This is a genomic window from Seongchinamella unica, assembly GCF_004354085.1.
Lineage (GTDB): Bacteria > Pseudomonadota > Gammaproteobacteria > Pseudomonadales > Halieaceae > Halioglobus > Halioglobus unicus.
On the sequence record NZ_SMSE01000003.1, the window covers coordinates 460,348 to 473,533 of the forward strand.

The 13,186-nt window shown below is 56.1% G+C and carries 13 protein-coding genes; 9 read left to right on the top strand and 4 right to left on the bottom strand.

The annotated features are described in order from the left end of the window. Nucleotides 1-27 precede the first annotated feature (27 nt). The 3 genes from E2F43_RS14340 to cysQ all read right to left on the bottom strand — a co-directional run bounded on the left by E2F43_RS14340 (nucleotide 28) and on the right by cysQ (nucleotide 2,123). Nucleotides 28-924, bottom strand: coding sequence for an MBL fold metallo-hydrolase (locus E2F43_RS14340; protein ID WP_133213822.1), 897 nt, complete (start codon nucleotides 922-924; stop codon nucleotides 28-30). 15 nt (nucleotides 925-939) lie between these two features. Beyond that, nucleotides 940-1,191, bottom strand: a complete 252-nt coding sequence (locus tag E2F43_RS14345) for a YdcH family protein (RefSeq protein ID WP_133213824.1) — start codon at nucleotides 1,189-1,191, stop codon at nucleotides 940-942. 95 nt (nucleotides 1,192-1,286) lie between these two features. Then, nucleotides 1,287-2,123, bottom strand: coding sequence for a 3'(2'),5'-bisphosphate nucleotidase CysQ (gene cysQ, locus E2F43_RS14350; protein ID WP_238946932.1), 837 nt, complete (start codon nucleotides 2,121-2,123; stop codon nucleotides 1,287-1,289). Nucleotides 2,124-2,227: 104 nt separating this feature from the next. Between cysQ and yrfG the strand changes: the two genes are divergently transcribed. Together yrfG and hslR are read left to right on the top strand one after the other, a co-directional pair. Continuing rightward, entirely contained in the window at nucleotides 2,228-2,890 is a 663-nt protein-coding gene (gene yrfG, locus E2F43_RS14355; RefSeq protein ID WP_133213826.1) for a GMP/IMP nucleotidase, read from the top strand. 64 nt (nucleotides 2,891-2,954) lie between these two features. Further along, nucleotides 2,955-3,350 carry a ribosome-associated heat shock protein Hsp15 gene (gene hslR, locus E2F43_RS14360; protein WP_133213828.1) on the top strand — a complete coding sequence of 132 codons (396 nt, stop codon included), beginning with the start codon at nucleotides 2,955-2,957 and terminating at the stop codon, nucleotides 3,348-3,350. Nucleotides 3,351-3,662: 312 nt separating this feature from the next. Here hslR and E2F43_RS14370 read toward each other — a convergent pair whose 3' ends face one another. Further along, a complete protein-coding gene (locus E2F43_RS14370) occupies nucleotides 3,663-4,865 on the bottom strand; it encodes a GGDEF domain-containing protein (RefSeq protein ID WP_133213832.1) in 1,203 nt (400 codons plus the stop codon). 144 nt (nucleotides 4,866-5,009) lie between these two features. On the opposite strand from E2F43_RS14370, the gene E2F43_RS14375 reads away from it, so the two are divergent. The 7 genes from E2F43_RS14375 to E2F43_RS14405 all read left to right on the top strand — a co-directional run bounded on the left by E2F43_RS14375 (nucleotide 5,010) and on the right by E2F43_RS14405 (nucleotide 13,184). Next, a complete protein-coding gene (locus E2F43_RS14375) occupies nucleotides 5,010-5,747 on the top strand; it encodes an SGNH/GDSL hydrolase family protein (protein WP_133213834.1) in 738 nt (245 codons plus the stop codon). Between the two features lie 36 nt (nucleotides 5,748-5,783). Continuing rightward, the gene (dxs, locus tag E2F43_RS14380; protein WP_133213836.1) at nucleotides 5,784-7,736 is read left to right on the top strand and encodes a 1-deoxy-D-xylulose-5-phosphate synthase; all 1,953 of its coding nucleotides are present in this window, start codon (nucleotides 5,784-5,786) and stop codon (nucleotides 7,734-7,736) included. 183 nt (nucleotides 7,737-7,919) lie between these two features. After that, nucleotides 7,920-9,116 carry a glycosyltransferase gene (locus E2F43_RS14385; protein WP_133213838.1) on the top strand — a complete coding sequence of 399 codons (1,197 nt, stop codon included), beginning with the start codon at nucleotides 7,920-7,922 and terminating at the stop codon, nucleotides 9,114-9,116. An 11-nt stretch (nucleotides 9,117-9,127) separates the two neighbouring features. Further along, nucleotides 9,128-10,453 carry a flippase gene (locus E2F43_RS14390; RefSeq protein WP_133213840.1) on the top strand — a complete coding sequence of 442 codons (1,326 nt, stop codon included), beginning with the start codon at nucleotides 9,128-9,130 and terminating at the stop codon, nucleotides 10,451-10,453. Between the two features lie 179 nt (nucleotides 10,454-10,632). Continuing rightward, nucleotides 10,633-11,130: an FkbM family methyltransferase gene (locus E2F43_RS14395; RefSeq protein WP_133213842.1), complete on the top strand. Its 498-nt coding sequence runs from the start codon at nucleotides 10,633-10,635 to the stop codon at nucleotides 11,128-11,130. A gap of 72 nt (nucleotides 11,131-11,202) precedes the next feature. Further along, the gene (locus E2F43_RS14400; protein WP_133213844.1) at nucleotides 11,203-12,159 is read left to right on the top strand and encodes a UDP-glucuronic acid decarboxylase family protein; all 957 of its coding nucleotides are present in this window, start codon (nucleotides 11,203-11,205) and stop codon (nucleotides 12,157-12,159) included. Nucleotides 12,160-12,161: 2 nt separating this feature from the next. After that, complete coding sequence (locus E2F43_RS14405; protein WP_133213846.1) at nucleotides 12,162-13,184, top strand: glycosyltransferase family protein; 1,023 nt, start codon at nucleotides 12,162-12,164, stop codon at nucleotides 13,182-13,184. Nucleotides 13,185-13,186 lie beyond the last annotated feature (2 nt).

Sequence of the window (13,186 nt, forward strand, 5' to 3'; positions counted from 1 at the left end):
GGGATCACTGCATACACGAGTAGTCCTTCAAATGCCCGCCGCCACCGTCCGAATCCAGAAGTCTTCCTTGATAAAGCCCTGGCCGTAGGACGCGTACGCTGTCCCCAGCCCCCGCTCAATCACCTCATCGACGGTCATCCCATCCTCCAGCAGGGCGGAGATCAGGCTCACCGAGGCCTTGATCGCACTCACCCAGGCCTGGTAATCCTGCTTTGTCATCAATGACTTGCCATGACCGGGCACAATCAACGTGTCCTCATCGATCATCGCCAGCACCTGCTCGACATTGGCGATATAGCCGAGCACATCACCGCCGGAGTCCAGGTCGACAAAGGGGAAGGCTCCCACAAAAAACAGGTCCCCCACGTGGACGACATTCTGTTCCGTGAAGAACATCACCGAATCTCCGTCCGTGTGACCGTTGGGGAAGTGTTGCGCCTGGATGACATCGCCGTTGAAGCGGACGGCGATGGAATCCTCGTAGGTGACCACCGGCAGGGCAAGCGCCGGACTGGGCTCGACCACCGTCCCCCGGGCCTTCATCTCCTGGCGGGTGCTCATGCGCCGGTAGATATTTTCATGGGCCATCACCACCGCACCCTGCTCCGCCCAGAAGCCATTATTACCGGTATGGTCGCCATGCCAGTGGGTATTGAGCATAAACCGGGGCGCGCTGGCATCGGCGTCGATTGCTTCCAGGGCAACTGAGTAGGCGTCGGACCAGGCCGCGTAATCGCCGTCTACCAGCAGCACACCATCTTCCCCGACCGAAGCGACCACCCGTCCGCCCTGGCCGGTCAACATGTATAGCGGCCCCTTGATGGGGGTCACCTGTACTTGTTTGCCGGTAGCGTCCTCGGCGAGAGAGGCGCTGGCCGCCAGTGACATCGCGAAACTGGCCAGGACAGTGAGAATCTTGTTCATGCTTGCTTCCCGGGTTCAGGCGTTGAGGTCGGGGATCATCTCGTCTTTCAGGCGCTCGATCGCATCCTTGAGACGCAGTTTTTCCTTCTTCAGGCGCTGCAGCAGAATCTGGTTCTGGTAGGGATACTGGTACATCTCGTGGATACGGGTATCCAGGGCCCGGTGCTGGGTCTGCAGTTCCAGCAGGCGCATGGCCGGGGTCATCATGTCATTGGCGGCTTCCTGCGCCTCATCCCCGGTATGGCCTGTGTGTGAAGTGTCGGTCATGCAGTCATCAATCTACAGCGAACAGAATCTGATCAGAATGCAACACTATACCCAGTTGAATTAGCGGCACAAGCATTCTTCGGCGGGCATCGGGGTCAGTTCGCCTCCCGGGAGAGCAACTGCTGCCAGATGGCGTGGGTGGGGTCGGCGATCGCGAGGAAATGCGGACTCAACAGGGTATCGCGGCGATTGTATTGCAGCGGCTCACCATCCAGGCCCAGCAGCGCACCGCCGGCGGCCTCCAGCAGCGCCTGCCCCGCCGCGGTATCCCACTCACAACAGGGCGAATAACGGGGGTAAAAGTCCCCCTCGCCCGCCGACAGCTGGCAGAATTTCAGCGCGCTGCCGCTATTGTCACGCTCCAGGTCGCCCCACTCCTGCTCCAGCCAGTCCAGGGACGACTGCAACCGGGGGCCCCGGTGACGACGGCTGGCAAGTATGGTCATCGCCTCGCCCTCGGCCAGCGGTCGGGTTGCGAGCTCCGAATACCTCCAGTCCGGCCCCTGGTACCTGCGGGCGAACTCGCCGGGAATGCCGAGGTAGGCGTCGCCGGTGAGGGGCAGGTAGATCAGCCCCAGTACAGGCGAGTGATCCTCGATCAGGGCGATATTGACGGTAAACTCGCCAGTGCGGGCGAGGAATTCCTTGGTGCCATCCAGCGGATCCACCAGCCAGTACACCGGCCATTCCCGCCGCCGGGCCTTATCCTCCTCACTGGATTCCTCCGACAGAATGGGCAGGTCCGGCGTAATTTCCGCGAGCCCGTCTGCCAGGATATGGTGGGAGGCAATATCTGCCTGGGTCAGCGGGGATTCATCCCCCTTGGACCGGTACTGGTCCGCGCCGGGGGCGTGGTAGTGATCACAGATGGCCTGCCCCGCCTGCCGGCAGAGCATCAACAACGGCTGGACCAGTCCGGGTAAATCGCGCACGTGAGCTCCTCTGAAAAGCCGCGCATTATACGCCCTGTCGCCGCGGGATGCGCGCCGCCGCCGGACAGGGCATAATCTGCCTTCCCTGAGACATCGGCCCCACTATGATCGACTGGAACAGCATCGACACCGTACTGCTGGATATGGACGGCACCCTGCTGGACCTGCATTTTGACAACTACTTCTGGATGCAGCACGTCCCCGAAGTCTATGCCAGAACCCACGGCCTCAGCCCGGAGGATTCCATCGAGCAGCTCCATGCGGCATTCAGCGTCGACCAGGGTACCCTGGACTGGTACTCACTGGATTACTGGTCACAGCGGCTCAACCTGGACATACCGGCCATCAAACGGGAGCTGCGGCACATGGTGGACGTGCGGCCCTACGCGGTGGAATTTCTCACCCGGCTGCATGAGTCCCACCGGGACGTGGTGATGGTGACCAACGCCCACCGTAAAACCCTGGACATCAAGATGGATCACATCGACATCACCGGCTGGTTCGACCGGGTGGTGGTGTCGCACGAACTGAACGCCCCCAAGGAAGAACAGGCCTTCTGGCACAACCTGCAGGCGCTGCATCCCTTCGACCCGGGCAGGACGCTGCTGATCGACGATACCGAGCGGGTACTGGAATCAGCCCGGGATTACGGTATCGCCCACCTGTTGACCCTGCTGCAACCGGACAGCAAGCGACAAAAACGCATCGACACCCGCTTCCCGGGCATCCATCACTTCGATGAGATTATGCCGGAGGCGCTGCCATGAGCCGGATAGTGCCGCGAGTCGGAGACAGCCTTGAGCCGGAAAGGGCCATGAGCCGGAGGCAGCCATGAGCGAATTCCAGGGCGACAAACTCCGTCTCGACAAGTGGTTGTGGGCGGCCCGCTTCTTCAAGACCCGCAGCCTGGCCAAGGCTGCCATCGAAGGCGGCAAGGTCCACCTGGGCGGCCAGCGGGTGAAAGTTTCCAGGGAAATTTCCGTGGGAGACACCCTGCAGATTCGTCAGGGCTGGGACGAGCGCGTGATCGAAATCAAGGCGCTGTCCGACCAGCGCCGGGGGGCGCCGGAGGCCCAGCTGTTGTACCAGGAAACTGAAGCAAGCCTCAAAAAACGGGAATCAGAAGCCGCCGCCCGCAAGGCCGCCGGGGGCATGATCGAAAGGCCGGAACGCAGGCCGACCAAGAAGCAGCGGCGGCAGATTCACCGCTTCAAGCAGGGGCAGTGAGCTGATTCGTCAGTCATGCCCGAATGGCCATCATCCCCGACCAAACTATCGTCATCCCCGACCAAACTACCGTCATCCCCGACCAAACTATCGTCATCCCCGACCAAACTATCGTCATCCCCGCGAAAGCGGGGATCCAGAGTCACTCGGATATAGCCCACTATAATAAGGTCGCTGGATCCCCGCCTGCGCGGGGATGACGGACTGGAAGAGTCATGCGATAACGGAATGGAGGAGGCACGGAAGTACGGGGTGAAAGCCAAAAAGTGAATGCTCGATTTCAGTGTCATTCCGGCGGACGCCGGAATCCACCTACCGCGCCACCATAATCCGATTCCGACCCGCCTGCTTGGCCTCATACAGCGCCTTGTCCGCCCGCGAAATCACCTCGGATGGCAGCAAATCCCCATCCGGCTGCACCGACACCACGCCCTGGCTCACGGTAATGACCGGTGCCACCGAGGACGTTTCGTGCTGGATCTGCTCTTCTTCCACCAGTTCCTTTAACCGGTTGGCGGTGCGCAACGCGGCGTCCTGGGATGCCCCGGGCAGAACCAGGATAAATTCCTCCCCACCGTAGCGGGCTACCACTTCACCGGCCCGTGCCGTGGCCTTCTGCATCACGTCCGCGAGCCGCTGCAGCACCCTGTCCCCCGCCGGATGACCGTACGTGTCGTTGTAGTGCTTGAAGTAATCCACATCCAGCAGGATCACGGACAGGTTGGCGCCACTGCGCCGCGCACGGTTGATTTCGTCTTTCAGGGCATTGTTCACCAGCCGGCGGTTACCGAGGCCAGTGAGTTCATCCACGTTTGCCAGGTCGGTGAGCTGGCGCCTCGCATCCCGCAACTGGCGATTTCTGTCGCGCAGTGAATTGGTGAGATCGCCCAGTTCCTGGGCCATGGTTTCGCGCTCCCAGGTCAGCGATATCATATTGCGGAACGAATGATAAACCCGGTTGGAGACCACCACCAGCACCCCGCAGAATGCGAGCAGGGAGAGCCCGATCACCAGGTTGTAGGGTTGCTCCCAGTAGTGGGCGAGACTCCACCAGGCAATTGGCCAGATGGCGCAAAAGAGATAGGCGATAAAATATTCGCGGATGATCACCGAAAAACCCAGGGAGATTGCGGTGATCATCAGGATCAACAACAGAAAGGTGTACTGCATGGTGATCGGTACATAGTGGGCGGCAAAAATGTACACTGCCGACCACACCCCGCCGGTGGCGGCGGCGCCCAGTAGTAACTTGAAATAGACTTTGCGCGCGTGGGTGAGATAGCTGCGGTTAACCAGCGCATTGCTCATCTGCAGCGAGCGCAACAGCAAGAGGATGAGGAATGCTGCCGCCCACAGCAGAATGGTGGTCATCTCCAGAAACGGCCAGAAAATGGCAATGGTGGCGGCCACACCGATCAGGTGCGCGGCAACCGTTGCCAGCTGCCCATTCTGCATGAGCATCTCTAGCTGGGCGGCAAAAAGCTCCTCCCGGGGTATGTGGCGCTGGTAAATCATGCAGTAATCCTACATCTCACCCAGTAAAATCATACACTTACAGGCGAAAGCTGCGACCTGCGTCACACCCTGAATGGGTCATTCATTGCTCACTATGCCTATTTCGGCGACACTGGGGCAAACCAACGGGAACAGGACTTTCCTGTGATTTCCTGGAAAACACTCCGCACCCTCTGCCTGGTGCTGCTGCTGATACCGGTTGTGCACCTGGTTTACCTGGTGTCGAGGGACACTGTTGCCACCCTCAACAGCTCCCCCGATGCCTGGGCCGCCGAAATTGACGCCTACGCACGACAGGACAGGGCGAGCAAACTGCCCGAAAGACCCGTTGTTGTAGTGGGTGGCCGCAGGGTGAAACTGTGGTCCGGTCTGGAGGACATGCTCAGCCCGGTGCCCGTGTTGATGCGCGGCCTCGGTGACGCCACCGTCGATGACCTCATTTACAACTACGAACGCCTGATCGGCTTTTATCGCCCCGGGGCCGTTGTACTACTGCCCAGCGCCAGCGAATTTCATATCCGCGCCAACAAAAGCGCGGAGGACCTCGCCAGTGGCATTGAGGAGCTGGTTGAGCTGAACGCCTACCATGCAGATGACAGCCGCTTTTACGTGATCACCCCGTTGAAGGCCCCGCTATATGCATCCGAGGCCAGCACCGTGGAGGAAACCACCCGCCTGCTGAATGACTGGGCGGCTGCGCAGGACCATGTCGAGATCCTCGATGCCAACCGCCTGCTGGTCAGGCCGGACGGACGGCCCAATCCGGCCTATTACCGGCCCGATGGCATTAATCTCAACGAGCACGGCTACTTACGCCTGTCGGTATTGCTGCAATCCGCCCTGGATGCCCAGATGGCAACCCTCAATAAGCCCAAAAGCTGAGAGCACATCCGCCCCGATATGGGATAGAATTGGCCCATGTTTTCGGAAATCCCCACTACCCTGCCCGACACCCCGCTGCTGACCGCTGTCGACCAGGGCCGCAGCGTGCACGCGCTCAACAGCGACGAGCTGGTGCAGCTGGCGGAAGAACTGCGTGCCTTCCTGCTGTACAGCGTGGGGCAAACCGGCGGCCACTTTGGCGCCGGCCTGGGGGTGGTGGAACTGACCATCGCCCTGCACCACGTATTCAACACCCCGGAGGACCGCATCGTTTGGGACGTGGGCCACCAGACCTACCCCCATAAAATCCTCACCGGCCGCATGCAGCAGATGCACAGCATGCGCCAGGCCGGAGGCCTCTCTGGCTTCCCCAAGCGCAGTGAGAGTGAATACGACACCTTTGGCGTCGGCCATTCCTCCACCAGCATATCCGCCGCCATGGGCATGGCCCTGGCCGCGCGCCAGCAGGGCATTGATCGCAAGGCCGTGGCGGTCATTGGCGACGGCGCCATCACCGGCGGCATGGCCTTCGAGGCCCTGGCCCACGCTGGCCACGAACGGCCCAATATGCTGGTCATCCTCAACGACAACCAGATGTCCATTGGCCACAACACCGGCGGCCTGGCCAACTACTTCGCGAGGATATGGGCCACCAAGACCTACCTGGGTATGCGCGAACGCTCCAAGAGCCTGTTGCAGCGCTTCAGTTTCCTCTGGGAGTGGGCCAAGCGCACCGAAGAGCACATGAAGGGCATGGTGGCGCCCAGCACCCTGTTTGAGGAGCTGGGGTTCCACTACATCGGTCCCCTGGATGGGCACGATTTGCCGCAACTGGTAAAAGCCCTGAGCAACATGAAGGACCTGGAGGGCCCGCAGCTGCTGCACATCCGCACCGTCAAAGGCAAGGGATTCGCGCCGGCGGAAGAGGACCCGGTCGGATACCACGCCATCAACAAAGTGGAGGCCGCACCGAAACAGCCCACACCCGCAGTGCCCGCCAGCCCCCAAGGTCCCAAGTACCAGGACGTGTTCGGGCAATGGCTGTGCGACATGGCTGAACAGGACGAGCGCCTGGTGGGCATCACCCCCGCCATGTGCGAGGGCTCGGGCATGGTGGAGTTTGCCGAGCGCTTTAAGGACCGCTACTACGATGTCGCCATCGCTGAACAGCATGCGGTAACGCTTGCCGCCGGCATGGCCTGTGACGGCCTGAAACCGGTGGTGGCCATTTACTCCACCTTCCTGCAGCGCGGCTACGACCAGCTGATTCACGATGTGGCCCTGCAGAACCTGGATGTCACCTTCGGCCTCGACCGGGCCGGGCTGGTTGGGCAGGACGGGCCGACCCATCACGGCACCTTTGATCTGAGCTACCTGCGCTGTATTCCCAATATGGTGATTGGTGCCCCCTCGGATGAGAATGAGTGTCGGCAGATGTTGTATACAGCGTTTCAGCATCCGGGGCCGGCAGCGGTGAGGTACCCCAGAGGAACCGGGCCCGGTGCAGAGATCTCCTCGCAGATGTCATCGCTGGAAATTGGCAGGTCGGTGACGCTGCGCGAAGGGACGCAAGTGGCTATTTTGAATTTCGGCACATTGCTGCCGGCAGCCCGTGAGGCGGCGCAAGCGCTTGGCGCCACACTGGTGGATATGCGCTGGGTGAAGCCCATGGATGAGGCCAGAGTTATCGAGCTGGCGAAAACCCACGAACTCTTGGTTACGGTTGAAGAAAATGCGATAGCAGGTGGTGCGGGCGCGGCGGTGAGCGAACTCCTTTCACGGGAGAGCATTGAAACCCCGGTTTTGCACCTGGGTATTCCCGATGATTACATCGATCATGGTGACCATGGGGCACAGTTGGCCGCGCTGGGGCTGGATGGCACTGGCATTATCGAGACAACCAAGACCCGGCTGGGCCACCTCCAAAGCACCACTCCCGCCCCTGCCCCCGTCGTCATTCCGGCGAAAGCCGGGATCCAGCGGCCCTGAAGCGCGATCGGGCTATCACCCCGAATGATCCACATCTTTCTAGGCAGCAAAGCCCAACTGATCAAAATGGCCCCGGTAATGGTGGAACTACAGAACCGCAATATCCCCTATAAGTTCATCTTTAGCGACCAACACCAGGCCAAATTGGATAACATATGCGAAGAATTTTTAGGATAAGGTACATTGACTAAACATCGGGGAAAACTATGTATTTTTGGATGCTACAAGGATTCTGAACTTTACCCCCGAAACCGCACGTTAATTGCAACGCTGTCCTCTTTGTTTGACAGCGCGATTGAAATTCGAGCCCAGACCGACCTCAACGGTAATGGCAAGCATCGTCCACTGACATCCCCCCTAGGCATGGCTCAAGCCATTTGGAGGTCGGTTACAGGTTTTGGTTCTTTATACAGACAGCGGGATAAATTACATGATGCTGACCTTTATTACATTCCCTATCCTGCATATCTAGACTTGTTTTATCTCCAATTGTTAACCGGCAAGCGTCACCAACACAGAATTGTCATCGATAGCTTTCTTTGCCTGCACGACACGATAGTCCATGACAGGAAAATGCTAAAACATGGCAGCATACTGGCTCGACTAATCAGCCGGATAGAAGGTTACACACTACGACAGGCCAGCTTAATCCTGATCGACACAGAACAACAGAAAAAACTGCTAGTCGAAAGCTATGCTCTCGACAAGAACAAGGTCATCGTGACTCCAGTAGGAATTGATGAAAGTACGTGGACCGAATGCCCCCCATTGCCTCTTTACAATCAATTTAGAGTACTTTTCTGGGGAACCTTCATCCCTCTTCACGGAATTGAAACGATTATCGAGGCAGCGAGGATATTCGCCAAGAAACAGAGTAATATAAGATTCACCCTGATTGGTGACGGCCAAACCGCAGACGAAATTTCTAAAAAACTCATTGCCCAGCCTGTTGAAAATCTAGAATGGAGGAGAGAACTTGTTAGCGCACAAGTGCTGCGATCTGAGCTTGAGAATTCACACTGTATTTTGGGTGTATTCGGTACATCTGCAAAGACCGGCAACGTAATACCGTACAAGGCTTATCAAGCCATGGCGTCAAATAAAATCCTGATCACAAGAGACAGCCCGGCTTTTAGAAAAATATTTGGTGACCAAACCACAATAGTCGGCTTGTATCTGACGGAACCCGGATCAGCGACACTTCTTGCGGAAGCGATAACTGATGTCTTTATGAACTATGATGAAATTTTTAAGCACATTGCCACACGAGTGGCATATGACCTGAAACTCAGCAATTTTCGCTTATCTAAAATATTGTCAGAAGAAATTCCGCACCTTTTCGATGGAAACAGGCAGAACGATGGAGAATCAGCACCCTGAAGAGCCGCAGCTTGAAAATTGTCCCCCGCTTCCTGCAGCGTCGAATGTCTCATCGGCCCGATCTGCTAAAGATTGTCGACAACGTTAGCTGGTTGTTCTTTGACAGATTTCTGCGCATGGGTATTGGCCTGCTCGTCGGCGTCTGGATCGCGCGCTATCTGGGGCCTGAAAAATTCGGCTTACTCAACTTCGTCATGGCTTTTGTCGGGCTTTTCGGTGCCATTGCCGTCCTGGGTTTGCAAGAGATAATAGTGCGAGACCTCGTACGCGATCCTTCCCACAAAGAACAGACCCTTGGCACCGCCGCCTTGCTGCTGTTGTTTAGTGGTTTCCTGGCCTATGGATTGGCCATGGTTGTAATTTTTTGGCTGCGGCCCGAAGACCAGTTAGCCAGAATCCTAGTCGCAATATTCGGGTCCACCCTGCTGCTCAGGTGTTCCGATGTCGCCAAATACTGGTTTGAATCTCAGGTTCTATCAAAGTACACCGTTTGGGTCCAGAACGTATTCTTCGTTATTTTCGCGGCGATCAAGGTTGGTTTGATACTTGCTCAAGCACCTCTTGTCGCCTTCGTTTGGGCGATGGTGACTGAGGCAGCACTCGTTGCTGCAACAATGCTCGCGGTGCTGGATCTGAGTGGCACCAGGTTGATGAAGATGACCATGAGTGCGCGTCGCGCAAAGACCCTATTAGCAGATAGCTGGCCCCTCCTGCTCTCCGGTATCGCGGTGATGATTTACATGCAGATCGATCAAATTATGCTGGCACAGATGGTTGGTGAAAATGCGGTCGGCATATACAGCGCCGCAGTACGCATCAGCGAAGTGTGGTATTTTCTTCCCCTGGCGATAGTTGCGTCGGTTTTTCCCAATATCCTGCAGGCCAGAGAGAAAGGCGAGAAGGAGTACTATTCCAAATTGCAGCATTTGTACGACCTGATGGCGTGGCTTTCGATCACCGTCGCACTTCCGATGACCTTCCTCTCGACATTCGTGGCCACACTCTTGTTCGGCGCCCCCTACGCTGCTGCTGGACCGGTACTAGCGGTGCATGTATGGACTTCCTTCTTCGTCTTCCTGGGGGTGGCAAGCAGCAGGTGGTTTGTCGCGGAAGGACAACAGTTATTGCTGTTACAGAAGACTGTTTTGGGTGCGGCTGTTAATGTTATTTTAAACCTAATTCTGATCCCGCAATATGGGGCAATTGGAGCAGCTTGGACAACCGTATTTTCGTACAGCGTGTCAGATCTGTTTGCGGACTTGATACACAGAGAAACACGCGCAATGTTCCTAATGAAAATAAAGGTGCTCAATCCCGGCAGGTTATTTGGTTGGTAGAACGTAGGTTAAAAGTGATAATGAAGGCGCGATTGCCTGAACCCTTAAAATATACCGTGAGGTGAGGGGTCGACTGCCTTGCCTGGAAACCCTGGCGGCAGGCCAGCTAGTCACGGGGAGGTGAAGATCAAATATTACGCCGAATTTTTGAGCACCAACCTTAGGATTTCTATGCCGACATTGGGGCTCATCACCCGAAGAGATTTTCTAATACTTACCTGTTTTACAAGAAGGGTTGGTCAGGTATAAATATTGATGCGATGCCCGGAAGCATGGAGCTATTCAATAGGTTCCGTATCCGTGACATTAATTTGGAGTTGGCGATTGGCCAAGTTCTCGATGAGCTTGATTACCAAATGTTCAACGAACCCGCACTGAATGGGTTTTCACGCGAATCGGGAGAGGAGCGCAATGCCCAGATATCACCTTACGAGATAGAAAAGGTTATCAAGGTATTAGTGGTTCCGTTAGCTGAGGTTCTGGATCGCTATCTCCCTGACCGACAACTGATAGATTTTTTGTCCGTAGATGTAGAGGGCTTCGACCTTGAGGTATTGAAGTCGAATGACTGGGAGAACTACCGCCCCAAGTATGTGTTGGTTGAAGTGTTAAGAAGTGGTTTACAAGAAGTACTTAACTCCGCAACTAATAAGTTTTTGGGAAAATGTCGATTATAAAGGATATGCCTTGTCTGCGAATACGGTCTTCTTTAAGGTTAGTAGATAGTATTTTTTGGGGCAGCAAACCAAATGAAAGAATATAGCCTCCAACCCAGAGTACTTGTCACTGGAGGAGCCGGATTCCTTGGCTCACACCTCTGCGATCGACTTCTCCGTGATGGTGCCGATGTTATTTGCCTGGATAATTTTTTTACTGGTTCCAAACAGAACGTTGGCCACCTATTGGCAGATCCAGGTTTTGAGCTGATGCGACACGACGTGACATTTCCGCTCTACGTGGAAGTCGATCAGATATTTAATCTTGCATGCCCGGCCAGTCCCATCCATTACCAACACGATCCGGTGCAAACGACCAAGACCAGTGTGCACGGCGCCATTAATATGTTGGGCCTGGCCAAGCGCACCAAAGCAAGAATACTCCAGGCTTCCACCAGCGAAGTGTATGGCGACCCCGAAGTGCACCCGCAGAAAGAGAGTTATTGGGGACGCGTGAATCCAATTGGCGCCCGTTCTTGCTATGACGAGGGAAAGCGATGTGCCGAGACGCTTTTCTTCGACTATCAGCGGCAGCACAACCTGGACATAAAGGTCGTACGTATTTTCAATACCTACGGACCGCGCATGCATCCCAATGATGGTCGTGTTGTCAGTAATTTTATCGTCCAGGCACTCAAGGGTGAAGACATTACGATATACGGTGATGGCCAGCAGACGCGCTCTTTCTGCTACGTGGACGACCTGATAGAAGGGTTCGTCCGTATGATGAATACCGAGACAGGATTTACTGGTCCGGTAAATATGGGCAATCCGCAAGAATTCACCATGATCGAGTTGGCTGAACTGGTCATCAAATTGGTGGGGGGTAAATCTAAATTAGCATATCGTCCTTTGCCGGAGGATGACCCCAAGCAACGACAGCCCGACATAGACCTTGCCCGGCAAAGGCTTCAGTGGGAGCCGAAGGTGCCGCTGGAGGATGGTCTGCGAGAGACCATCTTCTACTTCAGAACAATGCTGAACAGCTGAATATGATCAATTCCCGCCGCAGATCAAGGATATCGCCCTCAGGTTGCGACAATATCGACCATGCCGACAACCAGGTTCGCTTGGATACAGCGGTGTTGTTTCTTGTCTTCAATCGCCCCGGGCCAACAGAGCGGGTTTTTGCCGCAATTCGCCAGGCGAGGCCGCAACGCCTGTACGTGGCAGCGGACGGTGCACGGTCAGACCGCGATGGAGAAGCGGAGAAGGTGTTGCGAGTGCGAGAAATTGTCTCTCGGGTAGATTGGCCGTGTGACGTCATGACTCTCTTCAGAGAAAGCAACCTGGGCTGCAAAGCTGCAGTGAGTGGCGCGATCAGCTGGTTCTTTCAGCATGAAGAGCAGGGGATTATTCTCGAAGACGATTGTTTGCCGCATCCCGATTTTTTTACCTACTGTGACGCGTTGCTGGATCGTTATGCGGAAGACGAGAGGGTATGGGTGGTTACTGGTGATAATTTCCAGCAGGGAAACCAGCGCGGTGACGGCTCATACTACTTCTCGATTTTTAATCATGTATGGGGTTGGGCGACCTGGCGCAGGGCATGGGCCAGGTGTGATCTCGCTATGAGCTACTGGCCCCGGTGGCAGAAATCAGATGCCTGGCGACAATTACTACCCGACAAGGTCATGCGGGTCTACTGGGCACTGATATTCGACAAAATGTATCGCAATGAAATCGACACCTGGGATTATCCCTGGACAGCAGGTGTCTGGTTTCATGGTGGCTTGACCGCAACACCCAATGTCAATCTGGTCAGCAATATCGGTTTTGGTGAGGATGCAACCCACACGACATCAGACACCTCCGATACTGCGGCATTGAAGACCCAGCCTATTGGCGAACTCACACACCCTTCATCCGTGGCACAAGATGTTGAAGCCGATCGCTTTGTTTTTCAATCGGTTTATGGCGGGCAGGATATGAAATTCTTCAGGTTGCTGCTCACGCGGTTGGCCGGCAAATTGCAATCCCGGGCTGCATCTTTCGGCCGCCCGAAGGGTGGATAGCG

Coding starts and splice junctions, on each gene's coding strand:
- E2F43_RS14340 (WP_133213822.1), bottom strand. CDS start 924: ATGAACAAGATTCTCACTGTCCTGGCCAGTTTCGCGATGTCACTGGCG.
- E2F43_RS14345 (WP_133213824.1), bottom strand. CDS start 1,191: ATGACCGACACTTCACACACAGGCCATACCGGGGATGAGGCGCAGGAA.
- yrfG (WP_133213826.1), top strand. CDS start 2,228: ATGATCGACTGGAACAGCATCGACACCGTACTGCTGGATATGGACGGC.
- hslR (WP_133213828.1), top strand. CDS start 2,955: ATGAGCGAATTCCAGGGCGACAAACTCCGTCTCGACAAGTGGTTGTGG.
- E2F43_RS14370 (WP_133213832.1), bottom strand. CDS start 4,865: ATGATTTACCAGCGCCACATACCCCGGGAGGAGCTTTTTGCCGCCCAG.
- dxs (WP_133213836.1), top strand. CDS start 5,784: ATGTTTTCGGAAATCCCCACTACCCTGCCCGACACCCCGCTGCTGACC.
- E2F43_RS14400 (WP_133213844.1), top strand. CDS start 11,203: ATGAAAGAATATAGCCTCCAACCCAGAGTACTTGTCACTGGAGGAGCC.
- E2F43_RS14405 (WP_133213846.1), top strand. CDS start 12,162: ATGATCAATTCCCGCCGCAGATCAAGGATATCGCCCTCAGGTTGCGAC.